Source organism: Sphaerisporangium viridialbum (genome assembly GCF_049674955.1).
Classification (GTDB): Bacteria; Actinomycetota; Actinomycetes; order Streptosporangiales; family Streptosporangiaceae; genus Sphaerisporangium; species Sphaerisporangium viridialbum.
In genome coordinates, this window is sequence record NZ_CP187232.1 from 5,339,545 (window position 1) to 5,364,982 (window position 25,438).

At 69.8% G+C, this 25,438-nt stretch carries 11 protein-coding genes; 5 read left to right on the forward strand and 6 right to left on the reverse strand.

The window, feature by feature from the left end:
- Window positions 1–70 precede the first annotated feature (70 nt).
- From ACOZ38_RS23895 to ACOZ38_RS23905, 3 genes are all read right to left on the reverse strand, one after another.
- Complete coding sequence (locus ACOZ38_RS23895; protein WP_424533400.1) at window positions 71–1,111, reverse strand: sugar ABC transporter substrate-binding protein; 1,041 nt, start codon at window positions 1,109–1,111, stop codon at window positions 71–73.
- 99 nt (window positions 1,112–1,210) lie between these two features.
- Window positions 1,211–1,987, reverse strand: coding sequence for a GntR family transcriptional regulator (locus tag ACOZ38_RS23900; protein ID WP_424533401.1), 777 nt, complete (start codon window positions 1,985–1,987; stop codon window positions 1,211–1,213).
- Complete coding sequence (locus ACOZ38_RS23905; protein WP_424533402.1) at window positions 1,987–2,511, reverse strand: VOC family protein; 525 nt, start codon at window positions 2,509–2,511, stop codon at window positions 1,987–1,989. The genes ACOZ38_RS23900 and ACOZ38_RS23905 overlap by 1 nt, the downstream gene beginning before the upstream one ends.
- Window positions 2,512–2,847: 336 nt before the next feature.
- Here ACOZ38_RS23905 and ACOZ38_RS23910 point away from each other — a divergent pair, with 336 nt between their 5' ends.
- A complete protein-coding gene (locus tag ACOZ38_RS23910; RefSeq protein ID WP_424533403.1) occupies window positions 2,848–5,070 on the forward strand; it encodes an alpha-ketoacid dehydrogenase subunit alpha/beta in 2,223 nt (740 codons plus the stop codon).
- A 23-nt stretch (window positions 5,071–5,093) separates the two neighbouring features.
- Complete coding sequence (locus ACOZ38_RS23915; RefSeq protein WP_424533404.1) at window positions 5,094–6,410, forward strand: dihydrolipoamide acetyltransferase family protein; 1,317 nt, start codon at window positions 5,094–5,096, stop codon at window positions 6,408–6,410.
- Between the two features lie 197 nt (window positions 6,411–6,607).
- Here the strand turns inward: ACOZ38_RS23915 and ACOZ38_RS23920 are convergent, their stop codons facing one another.
- From ACOZ38_RS23920 to ACOZ38_RS23930, 3 genes are all read right to left on the reverse strand, one after another.
- A complete protein-coding gene (locus ACOZ38_RS23920; RefSeq protein ID WP_424533405.1) occupies window positions 6,608–8,995 on the reverse strand; it encodes a lantibiotic dehydratase in 2,388 nt (795 codons plus the stop codon).
- A 15-nt stretch (window positions 8,996–9,010) separates the two neighbouring features.
- Complete coding sequence (locus ACOZ38_RS23925) at window positions 9,011–9,298, reverse strand: acyl carrier protein (RefSeq protein ID WP_405150343.1); 288 nt, start codon at window positions 9,296–9,298, stop codon at window positions 9,011–9,013.
- An 86-nt stretch (window positions 9,299–9,384) separates the two neighbouring features.
- Window positions 9,385–10,935: an amino acid adenylation domain-containing protein gene (locus ACOZ38_RS23930; protein ID WP_424533406.1), complete on the reverse strand. Its 1,551-nt coding sequence runs from the start codon at window positions 10,933–10,935 to the stop codon at window positions 9,385–9,387.
- 242 nt (window positions 10,936–11,177) lie between these two features.
- Between ACOZ38_RS23930 and ACOZ38_RS23935 the strand changes: the two genes are divergently transcribed.
- From ACOZ38_RS23935 to ACOZ38_RS23945, 3 genes are read left to right on the forward strand one after another with little or no spacing between them, the layout of a single operon-like run.
- Window positions 11,178–14,660 carry an amino acid adenylation domain-containing protein gene (locus ACOZ38_RS23935; RefSeq protein WP_424533407.1) on the forward strand — a complete coding sequence of 1,161 codons (3,483 nt, stop codon included), beginning with the start codon at window positions 11,178–11,180 and terminating at the stop codon, window positions 14,658–14,660.
- A gap of 2 nt (window positions 14,661–14,662) precedes the next feature.
- The gene (locus ACOZ38_RS23940; RefSeq protein WP_424533408.1) at window positions 14,663–21,418 is read left to right on the forward strand and encodes an amino acid adenylation domain-containing protein; all 6,756 of its coding nucleotides are present in this window, start codon (window positions 14,663–14,665) and stop codon (window positions 21,416–21,418) included.
- On the forward strand, window positions 21,415–25,407 hold the full coding sequence (locus ACOZ38_RS23945) for an amino acid adenylation domain-containing protein (RefSeq protein WP_424533409.1): 3,993 nt from the start codon (window positions 21,415–21,417) through the stop codon (window positions 25,405–25,407). Before ACOZ38_RS23940 ends, ACOZ38_RS23945 begins: the two co-directional genes overlap by 4 nt.
- Window positions 25,408–25,438 lie beyond the last annotated feature (31 nt).

Consider the following 25,438-nt stretch of genomic DNA (forward strand, 5'->3'; position numbering starts at 1 on the left):
CAGGGGTTCGCCGGTCGTCCGGCGAAGGCGTGCCACTCCCCGCTGCGGGCACGCCCGTGCCGGGCCGGGATCAGCCGTTGCCCCACAGGGCCGCGTCGTCGGCGTTGTCCTTGGTGACCGTGGGCGAGGGGAGCAGGTCCTGCAGGGAGTCGCCAAGCTGGACGATGGTGCTGTCGTGGTCGGTCGGGCCCGGCTGGAACGTCTTGCCGGCCATGGCGTCCTTGATGTACTGGATGCCGTACTTCGCGTAGAGGTCCAGCGGCTGGGAGATGACGGCGTCGAGCGTGCCGGCCCGGACGGCGTCCAGGGCGGCCTTCGACCCGTCGATGCCCACGCTCACGATGTGGCCGGCGTCGCCGGCCTTGGTGAGCTTGCCCTGGTTCTGCAGCACCTTCTGCACGCCGGCGAGGCAGACCGACTCGCTGCCCATGAACAGGCCGGTGATCTTCTGGGTGCTCAGGACCGTCTGCGCCTGGGTCGCGCACTCGTCGGGCTTCCAGTTCATCGGCTTGGAGACGACCTTGACCTTGGGGAACTGCTCGGCCATGCAGTCGGTGAAGCCCTTGCTGCGGTCCTGGCCGTTCTGGGTGGCGAGGTCGCCCTGGAGGTTCAGCACGCTGCCCTCGCCGCCGAGCTGCTTGCCCATGTACTCGCAGGCGGCCTTGCCCATGTAGACGTTGTCGGCGCGGACGATCATCGTGATCTTGCCGCTGTCCGACCCGAGGTCGACGGAGACGACCGGCACGTTCTTGCTGTTGGCCCGCTGGATCGCCGGCGCGATGGCCTTGCTGTCGACGGGGACCACGATGAGCCCCTTGACGCCCCGGCCGAGCAGGGTCGAGATGTCGGCGTTCTGCTTGGCCGCCGCGCCGTCGGCGTTGACGGCCGGGAGCAGGTCGACACCCTGCGCCTTGGCCTGGTCACCGAGCTGCTTGACGAGCTGAACCTGGAACGCGTCGGTCAGGAAGGATTCGGAGTACCCGACCTGCGCCTTGGTGTCCCCGGTCGCGCCCCCCGACGCCGAACCACTGGAACACGAGGTCACCGTTACGCTGACGGCCGCCGCGAAAAGGGCCAGCACACGACCGGCCTGCTTGCTGTGGTGTGACATTTCATCCTGCTCTGTTGCTCGAAGAGATCATTGTTCGGGTGCCGGTCGCGCGTTGGTTCGCCGCTGCCTGTGCACTGGGGGGACTTGTGATCCTTGCGATCAGTTGTCGCGGACGGACCCGGGCCGAAAGGACGGGGCGGATGCGCCGCCGTTCGCTCGTCCGGGCGGTTCAGACACACCGGTCGCGGAGCCCGGTTCGATGACCGGTACGAGCGCCATGCGGGTACGGCGTATGTGGCCGGCCAGCACCCGCTCGGCGTCGGTGGTGTCGGCACGCCGGATGGCATCGATGAGTAACCGGTGCTCGGCGTTGATGACCCAGTCCCGCTGGTGGCCCGCCCGTTCGACATAGGCGCGCCGGTAGGGCTGGGTGATGTTCCACAGCCGCTCCACCATGTCCCGGAGCTCCCGGTACGGATTACCGGAGTAGGACAGAAGGTGCAGCTCACGGTCGAGTTGCAGAAAATGGTCGATGCTTCTGTTCGCCTCGATCTCGTCCTGGATCTCGTCGAGCCGGTCGATCACGGCGGCGGACAGGTGGGGGATGCTCTCGGCCAGGGCGAGCGGTTCGAGACGCTCGCGGATCTTGTAGGTGAGCTCGCACTCCTCCATGTCCATCTGCGAGACCCACGCGCCGCTGTTGGCCTTCAGGGTGACCAGGCCCTGGGAGTGCAGTATCCGCAGCGCCTCGCGTACGGGCAGCCGGCTCGCGCCGAACTCGCGGGCGACCTCCTCCTGCCGGATCCGCGCGCCGGGCCCGAGCGCGCCGGACAGGATGCGCTCGCGCAGGTGCTCGGCGATCCGGTGGCTGGCCACGCCCGCCTCCGCCTCAGGCGCCGGCTCGGTGCCGGGGGACGATGACGCGTCGTCTGTCATCAGGTCACTTCCTCGCCTTCGTGTTCCAGGTACCAGGCCCGGCCGTGCGGATAGGTCACAAGCTCGAACTGGGCGCCCCACGGCGCCAGGAAGTAGACCCAGCGCTGGCCCTTGTGCGGCCCGCTGCTCGCCGTCGGCTCGCCGAGCACGGTCACTCCGCGTGACCGCAGGTAGTCCACCGCCGCGTCGATGTCGTGGACGTAGAGGGCGAAGTGGTGCCCGCCGACGTCGCTGTTGCGAGGCGGCGTGCGCCTCTGGTCGGGGGCCGTGTACTCGAACACCTCGAAGACCGGCTGGGTGCCGCAGCGGAAGAACCGCAGCTTGCGCACCTCGGCGCGAGCGTCCACGTTCAGGTGAGCGGTCATCCAGTCGGCGTCGTCGGACAGCGGGGCGAGCGAGTAGAGGTACTCGCATCCGAGCACGTCGACGAGGAAAGAGGTGGCCTGGTCGAGGTCGGGCACGGTCAGGCCGACGTGGTCCAGGCCGACGAGCCCCGGAAGTCCCGCGGTACCCGGCTCAGCCATCCCATCCACCTCCACTCTGTTGCGGGCCCGTTTCTTCGAAGTTACGGACCCTGTCGCATCCGAAGCCCTGATCCGCCTTATGGATCCAATCGGCTCCGTTGGATCGGTAGCTTGGTCGCGCAAAGTGGACGAAGTCAATGGTAAGTACCCAATCCTGCGTTACAAACAGATAACGCCCATATGAGATCGGATCCATTTTGTGTCATGGTCTGTAACCAGCCGCAGAAGCGGCGAAGGGCGCGCAGACCGGTCGTCAACCCTGGTCCTCGGCCAACCCCCCTCGCGCTCTCGCAGCCGGAACCGCCCGGCCACGGCCTGTCTACCTAGAGAGACCTCATGACCTCACACCAGGACCTCGCCGCCCCCTCTCCCTGGGTGGAGCTCACCACCACCGAAGCGGACTGGGACGCGGCCGACCCCGGCCTCCTGCGCACGATGCTCGGCCAGCTCGTGCTGATCCGATCCTTCGAGCAGTACGTGCTCGAACTGGCCTCGGCCGGCCTCGTGCACGGCCCGGCGCATTCGAGCATCGGCCAGGAGGCAGGCGCGGTCGGATCGATCGTCTCCCTGACGTCCTCGGACACCATCACCGGCTCGCACCGTGGCCACCACCAGTTCCTCGCCAAGGCGCTCGGGCACGCCGTTCCCGCGGGATGGGATCCACGGGAGGAGCTGCCGGCGGGCGTCACGGACGTGCTGACGCGCACCCTGGCCGAGATCTGCGGGCTGTCACGCGGTTTCTGCAGGGGCCGTGGCGGCTCGATGCACCTTCAGTGGCGCGAGGCCGGCGCCATGGGGACCAACGCCATCGTCGGCGGCGGCGTTCCGCAGGCCGCCGGGTTCGCCTGGGCGCACCGCCACGCCCGCACCGACGCCGTGTCGGTCGCCTACTTCGGCGACGGGGCGGCGAACATCGGTTCCGTCCTGGAGACGCTCAACCTGGCCGCCGCCTGGTCGCTCCCGGTGTGCTTCTTCATCGAGAACAACCAGTACGCGGTGTCCACGCACGTCAGCGAGGTGACCGCCGAGCCGCGCCTCTCGGTGCGCGGCCTCGGCTTCGCCATCCCGAGCTGGCGCGTGGACGGCATGGACCCGCTCGCGGTCCACCTGGCCACGCAGGAGGCCCTGGCGCACATGCGCGCCGGCAACGGCCCGACGGTCATCGAGGCCGACCTTTACCGGTACTTCCACCAGAACGGCCCCTTCCCGGGCAGCGCCTTCGGGTACCGCTCCAAGGAGGAGGAGAAGCGGTGGCGGGAGCGCGACCCCATCACGCTGATGACCGAGCGCCTCGCGCGCCGTGGCATCCTGAGCTCCGACGAGGTCGAGCGGGCCACCGAACGGGCCGACACCGCGATGCGGAGCATCGGCGACGGGCTCCTCGAACCCGACCCCGCCGGCAAGCCCGGGCAGCGCCGCATCAGGCCGGAGGAATGGCCGGAGCCCACCTTCAGCGACGTCGGAGTGCGAGGCGACCTCTCGGAGCTCGGCACCGGCGTCCGCTACGAGGAGGCGGACACCTTCTCCGGAACCATGGCCCAGCGCAGGTTCATCGACGTCGTCTCGGAGGTGATGGCACGGCGCATGTCCACCGACTCCTCCATCGTCGTGATGGGTGAGGACGTCCATCGCCTCAGGGGCGGGACCAACGGCGCGACCAAGGGCCTCGCGGACGCCTACCCCGACCGGGTGCTCGGCACGCCGATCAGCGAGAACGCCTTCGCGGGCCTCGCCGGGGGCATGGCGCTCGATCTGCGCTACCGGCCGGTCGTCGAGTTCATGTACGCCGACTTCCTCTGGGTGGCCGCCGACCAGCTCTTCAACCAGATCGGCAAGGCGCGGCACATGTTCGGCGGCGACAACGCGGTGCCTCTCGTGCTGCGCAGCAAGGTCGGCACCGGCACCGGGTACGGCTCCCAGCACTCGATGGACCCCGCCGGGATCTTCGCCACCGCCCCCGGATGGCGCATCGTCGCGCCGAGCACGCCCTTCGACTACGTGGGCCTGCTCAACACCGCCCTGCGGTGCGACGACCCGGTGGTGGTCATCGAGCACGTCGACCTCTACGCGAGCGTCGGCGACGGTCCGGCCGACGACCTCGACTACCACATCCCGGTCGGCAAGGCGGCCGTGCGCAGGCCGGGCTCCGACGTCACCGTGCTGTCCTACCTGTCGATGGTCGCCCACTGCCTGGAGGCGGCCGAGCAGCTCGAAGGGCTCGACCCCGAGATCATCGACCTGCGGTGGCTCGACCGCGCCAGCATCGACTGGGACACGATCGGCGCCAGCGTCAGGAAGACCAACAACGTCCTCATCGTCGAGCAGGGGGCCATCGGCACCTCCTACGGAGGCTGGCTCGCCGACGAGATCCAGCGCCGCTACTTCGACTGGCTCGACCAGCCCGTCCAGCGCGTGACCGGCGGCGAGGCGTCGCCGAGCATCAGCAAGGTCCTCGAACGCGCCGCCATCGCCCGCACCGAGGAAGTAGTCACCAAGCTTTTGGACATGACCGCCGACGGCCCGCTCGCGTCCGAGCGCCGATCCCTGGACCAGGACTGACGAACATGGCCACACTCCTTCGCATGCCAGAGCCGGCGGCCGGCGCCACCAGTGCCACCGTGTCCGAATGGCCGATCGCCGAGCACACCCCCTTCCCCGTCAACGCCGCCATCGCCGTCATCGAGACCGACAAGGCGATCATCGAGATCGAGGCGGAGTCCGAGGGGATCATCCTCAGGGCGCTCGTCCCCGCCGGCACCGAGGTGGACGTCGGCGCCCCGATCGCGCTGCTCGGGTCGCCCGGCGAACAGGCCGGGGACATCGACTCGCTGCTCGCCGAGCTCGGCGCCGCCCCCTCCGGCCCATCCCAGAACACCCCGCCTCAGGACGCGGGCGCCCCGTCCCAGGACACCGGCGCCCCGCCCGGCGCCGTCGAGGCGGACCCGCCGCCGAACGTGGACCCGGCCCGGGGACGCGTCTTCGCCAGCCCGCTCGCCCGCCGGCTCGCCCGCGAGGCGGGCCTGACGATCGACCAGATCCCGGGGACAGGGCCTGGAGGCAGGATCGTCAGGCGCGACGTCGAGGCGGCGGCCGAGGCGGCCCTGGCCCGGCGGTCGTCCACGTCCACATCCGCCACCCCGCCCTCGCCGGCAGGTCCCCCGGCCGCGCCGGTCGTCGCCGCGCCACCCCCGTACACGGCGCCCGCGCCGTCCCCCTCCGCCACCCACGACGAGATCCCGCACAGCCGTATCCGCAGGGCGATCGCCGCCCGGCTGGTGGAGAGCAAGCAGACCGCTCCCCACTTCTACGTCCGGGGAACCGCCCGCGTGGAGGCGCTGCTGGCCGCGCGGGCGCAGCTCAACCGGGACGGGGCGCCCAAGGTGTCCGTGAACGACATGGTGGTCAAGGCCGTCGCCCGCGCGCACCTGCTCGTGCCCGAGATGAACGTGGTGTGGACGCCGGACGCCGTCCGCCGCCACGCGCACGTGGACGTCTCGGTCGCCATCGCGACCGGCACCGGCCTGCTCACACCGGTGCTGCGCGAGGTCGACACCATGCCGATCGCGGCCGTCGCCGAGACGACGCGGCGGTACGCGGCGGCGGCGCGCGAGGGCCGGCTGCGCCAGAACGAGCTGGAGGGCGGCACCATCACCGTCACCAACCTCGGCATGTTCGGCGTCGAGGAGTTCGCGGCCATCATCAACCCGCCCCAGTCGTCGATCCTCGCGGTCGGTACCGCCAGGGCGGAACCCGTGGTCACCGACGGCGCCGTGGTCGCGGGCACGACCGTCCGCTTCGTGCTGTCGGTCGACCACCGGCCGATCGACGGGACGGTGGCCGCGCGATGGATGTCCGAGTTCGTGGCACTGATCGAGAACCCGGTGCGCATCTTCGCCTAGATCGCGGCCAGGCGGAGGCGGAGGCCGACCTCGGGCCCGCCGTTCCCCCAGGTCAGGCCCAGGGGCTCGACGGACAGACCCGCCGTCAAGCGACATCCGCCCGGCTTTCAGTGGAAGGTTCTGGATACTGAAAGCCGGGCGGAGAGCCCGATAAGTAGCGTTGCTTATCGAACTCGGTCTTGAGGCGGGCCCGCGGTTCAGGGAATCCGCACCAGCGCATCCTGATCGACGACCGTGTGCTGCGGCAGCGGCCTGGAGAGGTGCGCACGCGAGCCACCGGCCCTGGCCCGGGTGTCGTCGACGGCTACGAAGCGCAGCTCCGACGTGTAGCGGTTGCCCCGGTCATCGGTCAGCCAGGTCTGTTCGGGAGTGGGCTGCATCTCGCTGATGGTGATCCGGCCCTGCGGGTCATCGCGCAGCAGCCGGCGCACCGCCTTGGCGAAGATGTTCACGTACACGGGGCTGTGGAAGTCCACGTAGAACGGCCGCGGCTCGGTGGGCGACACCACGAACACGAAGCGCGGAAGTTCCCGCGCCGCGCGCCACTGGCCGGCCCGCACGAACCGCTTCGCCTCGTTCTTCTCGTTGGCGAACTCCATCGTCGCCGGATCGAACCGCCAGGTCTCCCGCGCCACCATCATCCGGTCGATGGTCACCCGCGGGAAGTGGTCGGCGTCCTCCGGCACGATCCGGAACATGTCGAGCACCAGCATGGTCAGGGCCTGCGAGAAGATGTCCACGAGGTCGAACTCGCCCCCGTCGGGCAGCACGGCGACGAGCCGGCCGTCGTGGTCCCGCACGAGGACGTCGGCGCTCGGAATCGTGCGCGGGCGGCGCGGATCGGCGCTGGAGTCGGCCAGCGCGACGCAGTAGTCCTGGTCCCGGATGAGCGAGTATCTGGTGCGAGCGGACAGCCGCGCGCGGTGCTCCTTGGGCTGCAGCGGCATCAGGCGTGGCCCAGGATGATCGAGGTCGGTGAGCTCGATCAGCTCCTCGCGGTCGGGATGCTGGTTGACGAAGAGCGACGCGCCCAGCGTGTTGATGGCCAGGTGCAGCTCCCCGAGAGCGAGTTCGAACTCCCCGCGGTTCACCGCGTCCGCGTCGTCCGCCACGACCAGCACATCCGGGCAGGCATACCGGGCTGTGGCCCACCCCTCGGCGGGCTCGCCGAAGGCCTCGCGGACCCGGTCGGCGATGTCCGCGCGGGTCAGCCGCACGTGTCGCGCGCCGGGCGGCAGACGCAGGATGTCCTCCCAGCACTTCGCGAACTCCCGCTTGAGGTCCGCCGCGTCGGCGACGGCGCCGCTGTGCAGAAGGGGGATGCACGCGAACCAGAAGGTGGCCAGGTCGAGTGGGGCCTCGCCGCGGCCCTTGGTCTGCTCGGCGTGAACCTGGCGGGCGCGGGCCATGACCCGCTGCGCCAGGGTGGAGGTCAGCCAGGCTCCCCCGGACAGCAGCAGGTCCAGCGGGGCCAGGGCGTCGAGCAGCTCGGTGCCGACCCGGACCCGGGCGGCGCGCATGCTGTCGGAGTAGATCAGCGCCCGGCACGGAGCGGCGCCCCCGCCCTTCTGGCGCTGCGCGGCGACCTGGGTGAGCTCGGTGAACTCGGTTTCGAGCGCCTCGAGGGCGGCCACGAGCGCCTCGGGATCGCCGGCCGCGTCGCGGACCCGGTCCCGGCCGCGTTCGAGGACCCGCAGCTTGGCCAGGGCCCGATCCCGGACGCCGGGGTCGCCGATCTGGCCGAGGAGCTCACGCAGCCGGCGTTCCGGATAGGTGTCCGCGGGCACGTCGAGCCGCCACACGATCCAGCGGCGTCTGACCAGCGTCTCGAGCACGCCGCGCACGTCGACGTGGGCGCCGAGTTCCCGCTGGATGGCGCGGGCCGGCCGGGTGCCGTCGCAGAGCCGGAGCACCTCCCGCTCGACCGGGCCGACCCGCACCGGGGGCAGGCCCGGAACGCTCACCTCGGTGCCGGCCATCCGCACGAACGGCATCCGCCGTGGCGCCAGCCATTCCCGGACGGCCGCGTCCTCGCTGACGCAGCGTGCCAGCGCGTCGACCGCCCAGCTTGAGAAGTACACGCCCGACTCGGCGACCAGCCCCACACCCGGCTCGACCGCCACACCCCGCACCGACCGGTCCCACGTGCCCCAGCCCACCGGGCCGAAGAACCCGATCGTGTCGTTCTTCACGCAGAACCGCTGCCAGTAGTGCGCCACCAGTTCCTCGCGCTGCCGCGCCATGCTCGGCCGCTTGCCCGCCTCCGGCGTCCACCGCAGGAACGGGCCGATCCCCGATGCCAGGACCGTACGGTTCTGCCACGCCACCGCCGACTGGAACAACGGCAGCCCGGCGATCTCCTGCAGCACCCCCGAAACCGACAGCGCCGTGGCCCCGAACCGCTTTTCGAAATCGTCCCACTGGGCACCCGCCAGTTCCTCCCCCGCGCCGAACTTGTCCGCGGCGGCCGCCAGGCCTTCCGGTGCCAGGCGCAGCACCCCCGATGCCGGAAAGCCCGGTCCCCGCACTGAGAGCTGGGTCCACAACCGCCATTGGCCGACGTGCGGCGCCGATGCGTCCTTCATGTCGGGACTCTCCGTTCAGTTGAGGCCGGCGGCGTCGCCCGCCTGGCCGTCGGCGAGGTCGGCGACGGCGGCGGCGAGGTCGATGGGCGTGGGACAGGCGAACACCAGCGCGACGGGGATCTCGACGTCGAGTGCGGCACGCAGCCGCGCGATGATCTGGAAGGCGGTCATGGAGTCCCCGCCCTCCTCGTAGAAGTCGCTGTCAGGTCCGAGACCGTCGTGGCGCAGGGTTTCCCGGTACACGGCCACGACCAGCTCGGTCAGGTCGGCGGTGTACGTCCGGTCGTCGTTCGTTGTCGTCATGGGTTTCGCCCTTCCAAGGCCGGCGAGCTGAGACGGGGAGGTGAGCTGGTGGAACTGGACGTCCTGTTCGGGAGGACGGCCGCGGGTCAGGCGGCCGGGCCGCCGTGGGCCGGGGCGTGCGCCACGAGGGCGGCCCGGTCGGTCTTGCCGCTGTGCGTGGTGGGGATGCTTTCGACGCGGTGGAACCGCCGCGGCATCAGGTGGGGCGGCAGGGTCTCCGCCAGGTACGCGCGCAGCGCGGCGTCCGTGATCTCGGCCGGCGCGCCTGTGACGTGGGCGACGAGGTGGACCCGGCCGCGCTCGTCGGCGGCGGAGGTGACCACCGCCCCGGTCACGGCAGGATGGCGGAGCAGGGCGCCTTCGACCTCGGCCGGCTCCACGCGGTAGCCCCGGATCTTGACCTGCCTGTCGTTGCGGCCGAGGAATTCCAGGATGCCGGTGGGTCCGCGCCGAGCCAGGTCACCGGTCCGGTACAAGCGTGCGCCGGGTGGACCGCAGGGATCCGGGACGAACCGGTGGGCGGTCAGGGCCGGTCGGCCGCCGTAGCCGCGTGCCACGCCCGCGCCACCGATGTAGATCTCGCCGACCGCGCCGTCGGGCACGGCGCGCATGCTCTGGTCGAGCAGGCGTACCGTCACACCGTCGATCGGCGTGCCGATCAGGTCGGCCTCGGTGTCCGGTTGATCGGGAACCTCGTAGCAGGTCGAGGTGATCGTGCATTCGGTCGGCCCGTAGTGGTTGACCAGCCGGCCCGCGGCCAGCCGCCTGCCCCCGGCCGTCAGGAAGGGGCGCAGCGACTCTCCACTGCAGAGGATCAGGTGGAGGCCGCTCAGCCGTGCGGCGACGTCTTCGTCCTGGGCCAGGGCGGTCAGCAATGTCGGGGTGCTGCTCAAGATGGCGTTGGCGCCGAAGTCCCGCACCGCGTCGGCCAGGGCGGCGGGACGCAGCAGGGTGGATCGGGGCAGCAGGACCAGGCGGCCCCCCGCGGCCAGCGGCGCGAAGACGCCCCGGATCGAGGCGTCATAGCCGAACGGGGCGAGCTGCAGCGCCACGGTGTGCGGGCCCAGCCCGCCGGCGGTGACGATGAACCGCAGGTAGGCGCCCAGCCCGCCGTACTCGATCATGACGGGGTTGGGGGTTCCCGTCGACCCCGAGGTGTGGCTGATGTAGGCGAGGGAACGCGGTGCGACGTGAGCCGGGAGCGCGTCCCCCGCCACGTCGCCCAGGCGGTCGATCATGATGGTGGGGCCGCCGACGGGCAGAGCGAACCGCCCGGCGAGCTCGGCGGTGGTGATCTGGAAACGGGCGTCCACGCTGCGGACCATCGCGTGCAGGCGCTGGACCGGCTGCCCGGGGTCGAGGGTGAGGAACGCTCCGCCGGCGCGCATCACGGCGGCCATCGCGATCACGGTGTGGACACCGTCCTCGGCGACGACGGCGCAGCGGCTCTCGGCGCCGACTCCGGCGGCGGCCAGCGCCCGGGCCAGGTGCTCGATCCGGTCGGCGAGGTCCCGGTAACCGATGACGGCCTGCGGCGTCACGATCGCGGGTGCGTGCGGTTCACGGGCGGCGTGACCGCGGATGTCATCGACGATGGTTCCCTGAGTGGCCTGGTGCGCCGAAAGGAGCCTTTTCATGCCGCCGAACGTAAGGCGGCAATGGCGATTAACGCAATCGCCCGATGGCGGGAAATGACGGCCGCCGCATTCCTGTGCGGCGTGTTCATCGAGGTCATCCACGGTCCGACGCATTCGCTGGACAGAAGTGCCCCTGGCCCGGGCGGTTGGAACCGCCCAGGTGGCAGGGGGCGTACGGGCTGACAGGCTGGCGAATGGTCGATATTAAAGCCGCACCCTGTGGAGATGATGGGTAGGGCCCGATGACGAATGTCAAGTACGCGGATGAAGCGCGAATCCTTCGCATCTGGCGAGACGTCTTCGCCATGGATCTGATCGAGGGAGACAGCGAATTCGGCACGCTGGGCGGCGGCGACGAGACCGCCTCGCGGATTACAAAGGCGATCGCCGAGGAGTTCGGCGTCGCCATTTCGCCGGAGGCCGTTTATGAGAACCCCACGGCGCGGCTGCTGAGCGCCCATGTGGGTGAGCTGGCCGTGGCGCGCGCCCGGCGGACGTCGCCTCCGGCGGCCGGCCGCGCCCGGGGGCCGCTCCGGCAGGTGAACCGCACCGCCGGCGGGCAGGGGCCTCGGCCGCTGCCGCGGGACGGCCGGGTCCCGTTGTCGTCCGCCCAGCGGCGCCTGTGGTTCCTGGACCAGCTGGAGCCCGGCGGCAACGAGTATCTGATCCGGGTCGCCCTGCACCTGACCGGAACGGTCGACGTGCCGGCGCTGCAAGAAGCACTGACACAACTGGTCGCCCGGCACGAAGCGCTCCGCACCCGGTTCGCCGCCGACGACACCGGCCGGCCCTACCAGGTCATCGACCCCCCGGCACCGGTCGTGGTGACGGTCACCGACCTGACCGGCCACGACCAGACCAGCGTCACCACCCACGTCAACACCGCCGCCGCGACCCCCTTCAACCTCGCCGACGGCCCCCTCCTGCGCACCACACTGCTGCACACCGCACCCGGTGAAGCCATCCTGGTCATCTGCCTGCACCACATCATCTTCGACGGCTGGTCAGAAGCCATCCTCGCCCGCGAGCTGCGCCACCTCTACGCCGCCGCCACCACCCGCACGCCCGCCGCGCTGCCCGCACTGCCCGTCCAGTACGCCGACTACGCCACCTGGCAGCACCAGCAACTCACCACCGACCGGCTTGGCACCCAACTCGACTACTGGCGCACCCAACTCGCCGGCCTCCAACCCCTCAACCTGCCCACCGACCGGCCCCGCCGACCCAGCACAAACCGCCACGGCGACGCCGTCACCTTCACCATCCCCGCCGCCACCCTCACCGCCCTGCGCCGCAACGCCGCCCAGGCGCACGCCAGCCTCTTCATGGCTTTACTGGCCGGATTCCAGACCATGCTCTCCCGCTACACCGGCCAAAACGACATCGCCGTCGGCACCCCCACCGCAGGACGCACCCACACCGAAACCGAAAACCTCATCGGCCTGTTCGTCAACAGCCTGGTCCTCCGCACCGACCTCACCGGCGACCCCACCTTCACCGACCTCCTCCACCAGGTCAAAAACACCGCCCTCGCCGCCTACGACCACCAAGACCTCCCCTTCGAACGCATCGTCGAAGAACTCGCACCCCAACGCGACCTCACCCGCAACCCCCTCTTCCAGACCATGCTCGTCCTGCAGACCACCTCAGGCCGCAAGATCTGGACGCTGCCCGGCATCGAGGTTCGCCACGTCCCGCTCCAGGCCACCGACTCCCAGCTGGACCTCACCTTCGACCTCACCCTGCAGGACGACCACAGCGCCAAAGGCTTCATCTACTTCAGCAGCGATCTGTTCGACAGGACCACCATCGAGCGGATGGCCGGCCACTACACGACCCTGCTACAGCGACTCGCCGACCACCCGACGACCCCGCTGTCCCAGATCAGCATGCTCACCGAGGCCGAGCAGCGGCAGATGCTGGTCGAGTGGAACGACACCGCAGGACCGTTCCCCGCCGAGCGGACCATCCACGAACTGGTCGCCGCACATGCCACGGCCCGTCCCGACGAGCCCGCCGTCATCCACGGGGACCAGGTGCTCACCCACGGGCAGCTCAACGCCCGCGCCAACCAACTCGCCCACCACCTGCGCTCACACGGAATCGGCCCCGAAGACCTCATCGCCGTATACCTCGACCGCACCCCCGACCTCATCATCACCCTCCTGGCCATCCTCAAAGCCGGCGCCGCCTACGTCCCCCTCGACCCCGAATACCCCACCGAACGCCTCACCTACATGCTCCACGACACCGCCGCACCCCTGGTCATCACCCAACACAACCTCGCCCGCCAACTCCCCGGCCACGCCACCCACCTGCTCATCGACACCCACTGGCCCCAAATCGAAACCCACCCCACCACCGACCCCGAACCACTGGCCGGACCACACAACCTCGCCTACGTCATCTACACCTCCGGCTCCACCGGAAAACCCAAAGGCGTGATGATCGAACACCAGGGCGTCGTGAGCTACATGGCGGGCATGCAGGACGCGTTCCCGATTCACCCGGGCGAGAGCTTCCTGCAGGCCACGCCGGTGACCTTCGACGTCTCGGCGTACGAGATCCTGTGGCCGCTCTGGCAGGGGGGCACGGTCGTCCTGGTGCCGGGGGCCTCTCGCCTGGACATGGCGCACGTGGGTTCGCTCATGCGCCGTCACCGCATCGTCGGACTGCATTTCGTCCCCAGCCTGATGCACATGTTCGTCGCTCAGGCCGACCCGGCGGACTGCACCGGACTGCGGTACGCGTTCTGCAGCGGCGAAGCACTGCCGGAGGTGCTGGTGCGGCGGTTCGCCGACCGGTTCGACGGCGATCTGATCAACCTCTACGGCGCCACCGAGGTGTCGGTGGACACGACCTTCTGGCGCGCCTCGCCGGACTCCCCCGTCCTCGCCGGACGCCCGATGATGAACCAGACGGTGTACGTGCTGGACGGTTCGCTGCGGCCGGTGCCCGTCGGCGCGGTGGGGGAGGTCTATCTCGGGGGGCGGTCCGTCGGCCGCGGCTACCTGCGCCGGCCCGGGCTGACCGCCGAACGCTTTCCCGCCGACCCCTTCACCGGCGATCCCGGCGCCCGCATGTACAAGACCGGGGACCTCGGCCGGTTCACCGCCGACGGTGAACTCGACCTCCTCGGTCGCATCGACAGCCAGGTCAAGCTGCGCGGCGTGCGCATCGAGCCGGGTGAGATCGAGGCGGTTCTGCTGTCGCACCGCGAGGTCGCGGCCTGTGCCGTCGTGGCGTGGGAGGACGGCACCGGCGACAAGCACCTGGTCGCGTACTGCGTTCCGGCCGCCGGTGAGCCGGACGTCGCCGGACTCCGCGCTCTGTGCCGGGAGGCGCTGCCGCCGGCCATGGTCCCGGCCATGTTCATGATGCTGCCGGCACTACCCCTGTCCGCCAACAGCAAGGTGGACCGCAATAGGCTGCCCGCGCCCGACGCCGCGGACCTCGCGCCCAGCGCGGCCCACGTGGCCCCACGAGACGAGATCGAGCAGGCGCTCGCCGAGGTGTGGGCCGGTCTGCTGGGCGTGGACCGCGTCGGCGTCCACGACAACTTCTTCGAGGTCGGCGGCCACTCGCTCCGGGCGGTCCAGCTGGTCAACCAGGTGGAGCGGCTGACCGGCATCCGCATCAGCCTCAGGGGCCTGTTTCTTTCGCCGTCGATCGCCGGCATCAAGACCCAGTTGCTTGAGCTGATCGACGCCCAAGGTGAGGAATAGTCATGGAAAATGGCTCGACGCAGGCGCGCCTGCTCTCCCGCATCCGGCACCAGCAGGCCCGTCACCTGCCTGTCCGGGATCGTTCGAAGCCGGTCCCGTTGTCCTCCGCCCAGCGGGGACTGTGGTTCCTGGACCAGCTGGAACCCGGCCGAGCCGACTACATCGTCCCGATCGCCCTGCACCTGACCGGGACGATCGACATGGCGGCACTGCAAGAAGCACTTACACAACTGGTCGCCCGGCACGAGGTGCTGCGCACCCGGTTCGCGGCCGACGACACCGGCGAGCCCTACCAGATCATCGACCCCCCCGCACCGGTCGCGGTGACCGTCACCGACCTGACCGGCCACGACCAGAGCACCATCACCGCCCACGTGAACGCCGCCGCCACCCCGTTCGACCTGGCCACCGGCCCGCTGCTGCGCACCACACTGCTGCGCACCGCACTAGACGAGGCCGTTCTGGTCATCTGCCTGCACCACATCATCTTCGACGGCTGGTCAGAAGCCATCCTCGCCCGCGAACTACGCGAGCTCTACACCGCCGCCACCACCCACACCCCCGCCACCCTGCCCGCAACGCCCATCCAGTACGCCGATTACGCGGCTTGGCAACACCAGCAACTCACCACCGACCGGCTTGGCACCCAACTCGACTACTGGCGCACCCACCTGGCCGGCCTCCAACCCCTCCACCTCCCCACCGACCGACCCCGCCGCCCCACCCGCAGCGGTCATGGCGACGCGGTCAAATTCACCATCCCCACCCGAACGGTCACCGCCCTGCGCGGCCTCGCCGCCGAGGCGCAGGCAAGTCTCCTCATGACCGTGCTGGCCGGATTCCAGATCATGCTCTCCCGCTACACCGGCCAGAACGACATCGCCGTCGGCACCCCCACCGCAGGACGCACCCACACCGAAACCGAAAACCTCATCGGCCTGTTCGTCAACAGCCTCGTCCTACGCACCGACCTCACCGGCGACCCCACCTTCACCGAACTCCTCCACCAGGTCAAAAACACCGCCCTCACCGCCTACGACCACCAAGACCTCCCCTTCGAACGCATCGTCGAAGAACTCGCCCCCCAACGCGACCTCACCCGCAACCCCCTCTTCCAGACCATGCTCGTCCTGCAAACCACCACAGAAACCCAGACCTGGAACCTCCCCGGCATAGAAGTCCACCCCGCCCCCATCACCGGCGGCCTCGCCAAATTCGACCTCAACCTCACCCTGTATGAGGTCGACGACGGCCTGTCCGGGCACTTCGACTACCCGACCGACCTGTACGACAAGTCCACCATCGAGCGGATGGCCGGCCACTACCAGACCTTGCTCCAGGGACTCGCCGACCACCCGACGACCCCGCTGTCCCAGATCAGCATGCTCACCGAGGCCGAGCAGCGGCAGATGCTGGTCGAGTGGAACGACACCGCAGGACCGTTCCCCGCCGCGCGGACCATCCACGAACTGGTGGCCGAACAAGCCGCCACCCGCCCCGACGAGCCCGCCGTCATCCACGGGGACCAGGTACTGACCCACGGGCAGCTCAACGCCCGGGCCAACCAACTGGCGCACCACCTGCGCTCCCATGGAGTCGGCCCGGAGGTCCTGGTGGGGGTGTTCCTGGAGCGTGGCCCGGACCTGATCGTCGCACTGTTGGCGATTTTGAAGGCCGGCGGCGCCTACCTCCCCCTGGACCCCGAATACCCCACCGAGCGGCTGACCTTCATGCTGGACGACGCCGCCGCGCCGCTGGTCATCACCCAGGACAGCCTCGCCGTGCAGCTCCCCGGCCACGCCGCCCGCCTGCTCATCGACACCCAGTGGCCCCAGGTGGAGGCCTGCCCGGCCACCGACCCCCCGCCGCTGGCAGGGCCGCGGAACCTGGCCTACGTCATCTACACCTCCGGCTCCACCGGCAAGCCCAAAGGCGTGATGATCGAGCACGAGGGCGTGGTCAACTACCTCCACTGGTGCGCCCAGGCCTACCCGCCCACCGGTGAACTGGGCACACTGCTCTACTCACCCGTCGCCTTCGACCTCACCGTCACCGCACTGTTCCTCCCCCTCATGCAAGGGCTGCCGATCGCGGTTCCGGTGCCCCAGCCAGGAGAATCAGCGTTCGCGGCCGCGGTGGAGGAGCTGCTGTCGGGAGCGTCGGTCAGCTTCCTGAAGATGACCCCCTCCCATGCCGAGTTGCTGGTCACCTCGGCCCAGGCGGCCGAAGCGAAACTCGCCGTACGCACGATGGTCCTGGGCGGTGAGGAACTCACCACCGACCTGGCCCGGCGAATCCTGGCGGTGTGCGAGCCCGGCACCGTCATCTACAACGAGTACGGCGCCACCGAATGCTCTGTGGCCAACGTGATGTCACTGACCCGCCAGGTCGATGACGACGACACCGCCGGCGCGATCCCGGTCGGCGCACCCATCACCAACACCCAGGCCTACGTGGTGGACCCCGACGGCCGGCCGGTACCGGTCGGAGTGGCCGGAGAATGCCTGCTGGGCGGCATATGCGTGGCGCGAGGCTACCTCAACCGGCCCCAGCTGACCGAGGAGAGGTTCGTCGAGCACCATCTCGGCGGACACCGGCGACGCCTGTACCGCACCGGCGACCTGTGCCGCTGGCTCCCCGACGGACAGCTCGAATTCATCGGCCGCATCGACACCCAGGTCAAACTACGCGGATACCGGATCGAGCTCGGCGAGATCGAAGCCACCCTGATCAGCCACCCCGCCGTCACCGCCGCCGCGGTCACCGTCCGCGAAGACTCCCCCGGCGTCCAGCGGCTGATCGCCTACCTTGTGCCGGCTCCCGGCGCCACTCCGCCCAGCCCTCACGACCTCAAGGCCCACACCGCCCGCACCCTGCCCCCGTACATGATCCCCACCGGGTTCATGACCCTTTCCGCCCTGCCGCTGACCCCCAACGGCAAAACCGACCACAAAGCCCTGCCCGCCCCGGCCACCATGCACGACACCACCCGCGCCCAACCCCGCACAGCCACCGAGCAGCTCATCGCCGGCATCTGGCGCGACGTCCTCGGCACTACCGACCCGGGCGTCCACGACAACTTCTTCGACCTCGGCGGCCACTCGCTGCTCGCCTTCAAGGTCATCGCCCGCCTGCGCCGCGAACTGGACGTGGAAGTCCCCCTGCGGGCGCTGTTCCAAGCCCCCACCATCGCCGGGCTGAGTGCCCTGCTGCCCGGCATGCGCGCCGCCGGCCAGGAGGAGTCGCGGCCGGTGCCGCGGGATCGTTCGAAGCCGGTCCCGTTGTCCTCCGCCCAGCGGGGACTGTGGTTCCTGGACCAACTGGAACCCGGCCGATCCGACTACATCGTCCCGATCGCCCTGCACCTGACGGGGACGATCGACATGGCGGCACTGCAAGAAGCACTCACACAACTCGTCGCCCGGCACGAAGCGCTGCGCACCCGGTTCGCCGCCGACGACACCGGCCAGCCCTACCAGATCATCGACCCCCCGGCACCGATCGTGGTGACGGTCACCGACCTCACCGGCCACGACCAGACCAGCGTCACCACCCAGGTCAACGCCGTCGCCGCCACCCCGTTCGACCTGACCACCGACCCGATGATCCGCACCACGCTGCTGCGCACCGCACCCGACCAAGCCATCCTGGTCATCTGCCTGCACCACATCATCTTCGACGGCTGGTCAGAAGCCATCCTCGCCCGCGAACTCCACCACCTCTACGCCGCCGCCATCGGCCACACGCCCGCCGCGCTGCCCGCAACGCCCATCCAGTACGCCGACTACGCCACCTGGCAGCACCAGCAACTCACCACCGACCGCCAGCAAACCCAACTCGACTACTGGCGCACCCAACTCGCCGGTCTCCAACCCCTCAACCTGCCCACCGACCGGCCCCGCCGACCAGCCCGCAGCGGACACGGCGACGCGGTCACCTTCACCATCCCCACCCGAACGGTTACCGCCCTGCGCCGCATCGCCACCCAGGCACAAGCCAGCCTCTTCATGACCCTGCTCGCCGGATTCCAGACCATGCTCTCCCGCTACACCGGCCAGAACGACATCGCCGTCGGCACCCCCACCGCCGGCCGCACCCACACCGAAACCGAGAACCTCATCGGCCTGTTCGTCAACAGCCTGGTCCTCCGCACCGACCTCACCGGCGACCCCACCTTCACCGAACTCCTCCACCAGGTCAAAAACACCGCCCTCGCCGCCTACGACCACCAAGACCTCCCCTTCGAACGCATCGTCGAAGAACTCGCCCCCCAACGCGACCTCACCCGCAACCCCCTCTTCCAGACCATGCTCGTCCTGCAAACCACCACAGAAACCCAGACCTGGAACCTCCCCGGCATAGAAGTCCACCCCACCCCCATCACCGGCGGCCTCGCCAAATTCGACCTCAACCTCACACTCCACGAAACCGACCACGGCCTCACCGCACACATCGACTACCCCACCGACCTGTACGACAGGACCACCATCGAGCGGATGGCCGGCCACTACACGACCCTGCTACAACGACTCACCGACCACCCCACAACCCCCCTCTCCCAGATCAGCATGCTCACCGACGCCGAGCACGACGCCCTCGCGGCCTGGGGGGCCACGGCCACGATCCCCGCCGAGGTCTGCGGCGTCCCGGACCCGTCCGCCGTCGTCCGTGTCGTCGACCGGCACGAGCGGCCGGTGCCGGTCGGCGTACCCGGAGAGCTGCTGCTCGGCGGCGAGAACCCGTACCGCACCGGTGACCTGGTGAGCTGGTCGCCGTCGGGCGAGCTGCGGTTCCTGGGCCGCGGCGAAGACCAGGTGATCGTGCGCGGGGACCGCGTCGCGCTGGGCGAGATCGGGACGGCGCTGGCCGCCCACGACGCCGTGGCGGACGCCGCGGCCGCCGTGCGCGACGGGGAACTGGTCGGCTATGTGGTGCCGGCCGGCCCGGCGCCGCCGGAGGCGCGGGAGCTGCGGCAGTTCCTCAGCGAGCGACTGCCGGCCTTCAAGGTGCCGTCGGCCTATGTCGTACTGCCCCGGCTGCCGCGCACGGCGGCGGGCACCGTCGACCGGCAGGCCCTGCCGGCGCCCGACGCGCGACCGGGGCCGGCGCCGCACAGCGCGGCCGAGAAGGTCATCGCCGGTATCTGGCGGGAGGTCCTGGGCGTCGCCCACGTCGGCGTGACCGACAACTTCTTCGCGCTCGGCGGAGACTCGATCATCAGCCTGCAGGTGATCGCGCGGGCGAAGAAGTTCGGCATCCAGCTCACGCCGAGGATGTTCTTCCAGCATCAGACGGTCGCGGCCATCGCCGCGAACGCCCGGTCCACCAGCCCCATCCTGGCCGACCAGGCCAAGCTCGTGGGAGAGGTGCCGCTCACGCCGATCCAGCACTGGTTCTTCGGGCTGAAGCTGCCCGACCCGGCCCACTTCAACCAGGCCGAGCTGCTGGAGACCAACGGCCTGGACGGCGCGGTCCTGCGGCGTGCGCTGCTGACCCTCGTCGACCACCACGACGCGCTGCGCCTGCGGATGAGGAAGGACGGCGACCGGTGGCGCCAGTACATCGACGACGACGCCGGCCCCGGCATCCTCGCCTGCCACGACCTGTCGGCGCTGGACGACGACGGGCTGTGGCCGCGGATCGCGCGAATCGCCGACGAGGCGCAGCGCGGGATGGACCTGGACGGCGGGCCGGTGATCCGTGCCGCCCTGATGGACCTGGGCCCCGGCGGGGGCCAGCGGCTGCTCATCGCGATCCACCACCTGGCGGTCGACGGCGTCTCCTGGCGGATCCTGCTGGAGGATCTCGGCACCGCCTACCGGCAGGCGGCCGAAGGGCGGGACCCACTGCTGCCGGCCAAGACGACGTCCGTACGGACCTGGGCGGAGAAGCTCGGGACGTACGCGAGGTCGGCCGGCGCGCTCGCCGAACTCGGCTACTGGACATCGCAGGGCACGCGGCGGACGCTCCCTCGTGACCACGACGGGCCGAACACCACGCGTTCCTCGGCCGCCGTCACGGTCGCGCTGAGCGAGAGCGAGACGGCCTCCCTGCTGCAGGACGTGCCGCGGGCCTTCCACACCCAGATCAACGACGCGCTGCTGAGCGCGGTGGGCGCCGCGGTGCACGCCTGGACCGGGGACGATGCCGCCTGCGTCAGCCTGGAGGGCCACGGACGGGAGGACCTGTTCCCCGACGTGGACACGTCGCGGACGGTGGGATGGTTCACCAGCGTCTTCCCCATCAACCTGCACGGCCTGTCGGAGACCGACCCGGCCATCCTCCTCAAGCACGTCAGCGAGCAGCTCGGGGAGATACCCCGCCGGGGCGTCGGCTACGGCATCCTGCGGTACCTGGGCGACGAGCACGCGCGGCGGTCCCTGGCGCACCCCTCTCCGGAGATCAACTTCAACTATCTGGGGCAGTTCGCCGCCGGCGTCACGGGCCTCGGCCGGTACGCCGACCCCCGCGAGCCGAGGGGCCGTTCCATCGGCGCGGCCGGGATGCGCCGTCATCTCCTGGACATCCTGGCGGCCGTGGAGAACGGCCGGCTGAGCATCGAGATCTCCTACTCCACGGCGATCCACGACGTGACCACGGTCGAGCGCTTCGCCGAGAACATCGTCCACAACCTTCGCGCGTTGCTCGGCATCGCCGCCGAGCAGAGCGAAGGAATCGGCGCCGCCCCGGCGCATCTCCCACTGGCGGAACTCAACGAGGATGAGATGGCCGCGATCATGAGGAAGTTCGGCGCATGAGCACCCCCAACGTGGAAGACATCTACGGCCTGTCGCCCATGCAGTTCGGCATGCTGTTCCATTCGGTGCAGGACAGCCACGGCATCAACCCGTACCAGGTGCAGATGATCGAGAAGATCGTCGGGCCGCTCGACGACGAGCGCTTCCTGGACGCCTGGCAGCACGTCGTGGACCGGCACTCCATCCTGCGCAGCGCGTTCGTCTGGCAGGACGTGTCGACGCCCGTGCAGGTCGTGCAGCGTACGGCCGAGCTGCCGCGCGAGACGCTCGACTGGCGTGACTGCGATCCGGCCGAGCAGGACGCGCGCCTGAAGCGGCTGGCGGCCGACGACTGGAACCAGGGCTTCGACCTGTCCCGGCCGCCGCTGCTGCGGGTGCGGGTCATCAGGACCGCCGACGAATGCCGTCTGGTCATGTGGTCGTTCCACCACATCCTGCTGGACGGGTGGAGCATCCAGCTCCTCAAGAAGGAGCTGTTCGCGATCTACCGGGCCGCAGTCGAAGGCAGGGAGCCCGGCCTGCCGCCGGCCATCCCCTATGTCCGGTACGCGAAGTGGCTGCACGAACAGCCCTCGTCCCGCGCGCGGGAGTTCTGGCGCGGCTACCTGCAGGGCATCAGCGCGCCCACCGAGCTGGTCGCGAGCCGCCCCCGCGCGGGGTCCGGGGTGGCCGAATTCGAGATCTCCCTCAGCGCGGAGCTGTCGGGCGCGGTACGCCGGTTCGCCAGGGAGCAGCGGATAACGGTCAACACCGTGATCCAGGGCGTGTGGTCGGCCCTGCTTTCCCGCTACAGCGGTCACGACGACGTGCTGTTCGGCGCCACGACCTCCGGCCGGTCCGTATCGCTGGCCGGCATCGAGTCGATGGTGGGACTGTTCATCAACACCCTGCCGGTGCGCGCCCGGGTCGACGGCCAGGCCACGGTCGCCGCATGGCTGCGGGAACTGCAGGAGCAGCAGATCGAGCTCCGGCAGTGGGAGCACTGCCACCTCGTGGACGTGCAGGAGTGCAGCGATGTCCCGCGGGGCAAGCCGCTGTTCCAGTCCATCCTCGTGTTCGAGAACTATCCGGAGCTGCGCGGCTCCGACAGCCTGCCGGACGGGGTCGATTACCGGCCCGTGCACTGCGTGGAGCGCACCGGCTTTCCGCTCACCGTGGTCGTCTCGGCCGACGAGGTCGTGGACGTCAAGTTCGCCTACGACCGTGCCCTGTTCGACGCGGAGACGATCGAACGCCTCGCGGGCCACTTCCAGGCCCTGGTGACCGGATTCGTCTCGGCCCCGCAGTCCCCGCTGTCCCAGATCAGCATGCTCACCGAGGCCGAGCAGCGGCAGATGCTGGTCGAGTGGAACGACACCGCAGGACCGTTCCCCGCCGACCAGACCATCCACCAACTGGTCGCCGCACATGCCACGGCCCGTCCCGACGAGCCCGCCGTCATCCACGGGGACCAGGTACTCACCCACGGGCAACTCAACGCCCGCGCCAACCAACTCGCCCACCACCTGCGCTCACACGGAATCGGCCCCGAAGACCTCATCGCCGTATACCTCGACCGCACCCCCGACCTCATCATCACCCTCCTGGCCATCCTCAAAGCCGGCGCCGCCTACGTCCCCCTCGACCCCGAATACCCCACCGAACGCCTCACCTACATGCTCCACGACACCGCCGCACCCCTGGTCATCACCCAACACAACCTCGCCAAGCAACTCCCCGGCCACGCCACCCACCTGCTCATCGACACCCACTGGCCCCAAATCGAAACCCACCCCACCACCGACCCCGAACCACTGGCCGGACCACACAACCTCGCCTACGTCATCTACACCTCCGGCTCCACCGGAAAACCCAAAGGCGTGATGATCGAGCACGAGGGCGTGGTCAACTACCTCCACTGGTGCGCCCAGGCCTACCCGCCCACCGGTGAGCTGGGCACACTGCTCTACTCACCCGTCGCCTTCGACCTCACCGTGACCGCGCTGTTCCTGCCACTGATGCAAGGGCTGCCGATCGCCATACCGGTGCCCCAGCCAGGAGAATCGGCGTTCGCCGCCGCAACCGAACAACTCCTGTCCGGCACATCGGTCAGCTTTCTCAAAATGACCCCCTCGCACGCCGAACTCCTGGTCTCCACAGCCGAAGCGGCCGGAGCCGAACTCGCCGTGCGCACCATGGTGCTCGGCGGCGAGGAACTCACCACCGACCTCGCCCGCCGGATACTCGCCGTCTGCCAACCCGGCACCGTCATCTACAACGAATACGGCGCCACGGAATGCTCCGTCGCCAACGTCATGTCCGCCACCCACCACGTCGGCGACGACGCCACCGGACCGGTCTCCGTCGGCACCCCCATCACCAACACCCAGGCCTACGTCGTCGACCCCGACGGCCGGCCCGTACCGATCGGCGTCCCCGGAGAATGCCTCCTCGGCGGCATATGCGTCGCCCGTGGATATCTCAACCAGCCCCAGCTCACCGACAAGAAATTCACCCATCACCACCTCACCGGACGCCCTCAGCGCCTTTACCACACCGGCGACCTGTGCCGCTGGCTCCCCGACGGACGGCTCGAATTCATCGGCCGCATCGACACCCAGGTCAAACTCCGCGGATATCGCATCGAACTCGGCGAAATCGAAACCACTCTCACCGACCACCCCGCCATCACCGCCGCCGCGGTCACCCTTCGCGAGGACACCCCCGGCGTCCAGCGGCTCACCGCCTACCTCGTCACCGCTCCCAACGCCACCCCGCCCACACCCCACGAGCTCAAAACCCACACCGCCCGCACCCTCCCCCCCTACATGATCCCCGCCACCTACATCACCCTGCCCGCTCTCCCCCTCACCCCCAACGGCAAGACCGACCGCAAAGCCCTCCCCGCCCCGGCCACCACCCACCACACCACCCGCACTGCACCCACGACCGCCACCCAGCACCTCATCGCCACCATCTGGCAGGACGTCCTCGGCACCGCCGACCCCGGTATCCACGACAGCTTCTTCGACCTCGGCGGCCACTCGCTCCTCGCCTTCAAGGTCATCACCCGCCTACGCCGCGCCGGCTGTCCGGCGACATTGCAGCAGGTCATGGCGCATCCCACCATCCACGATCTGGCGCAGGCGCTCAGTGAGGCCGTGCCCGTGCAGAGCGGGCTGATCGCCGAGGTGCGGCCGGGGCGGCCGGCGGCCACAGAGCGGCCCAATCTCTTCTGCATCCATCCCGGGGGCGGCCAGATCCACTCCTACCAGGCACTGGCCGACGAGCTGCGCGGGGAGTTCCGTGTCCTCGGCGTGCAGGCCGCCGGCCTCGCCGAGGGCGAGGCACCGCTCGATGACATCCGCGCGATGGCCGAGCGCTACTGGAAGGAGATCGTGAACCTGCAGCCCGAGGGCCCCTACCGGCTCCTCGGCTGGTCGGCCGGTGCGGTGATCCTGCATGAGATGGCCGCCATGCGCCCCGATGAGGTCGGCTCGGCGTTCCTGCTGGAGCCCGCCGTCACCGGGCCGCATCGAAGGGAACGGTTCAATGGGCTGGCGGAGATCTTCGGGCGCGCCGAGTCGCTGTGGCGCCGCGGGCAGTCCGAGACCGGCCAGGCGCGGGAGCGGACGCGACAGGCGCTGAAGCTCCTGGCCGGTCCGATGAACATCGACGAGGACGCGGTCGATCTCGACGAATGGCTGCCGTACAACGTCCTTCGCGCGGAATCGCGCGCGCTGGCCGATCATCGCGCCGCCACCTCGCGGGCCAGGGCCACTCTCGTCGTGAGCGACGAGATCCACCGGGCGGGACAGGAACTGATGCCGGCCGGGGACCGCGCGCGGTACGTGGCCCACTGGAAGCGGCTCTACCCCCGCGGGCTGCGGATCATCGATCTCGCCGGCGGCCATCACGACATGATCAGCGCCAGGGAATCGGTGTCAGAAATAGCCTCGGCGCTCAGCACCGACCGGCGGCAGGAAATGCCCGCGAATTCGGGGACATAACTATCCAGTAATGGCCGGATCCGGATCGAGA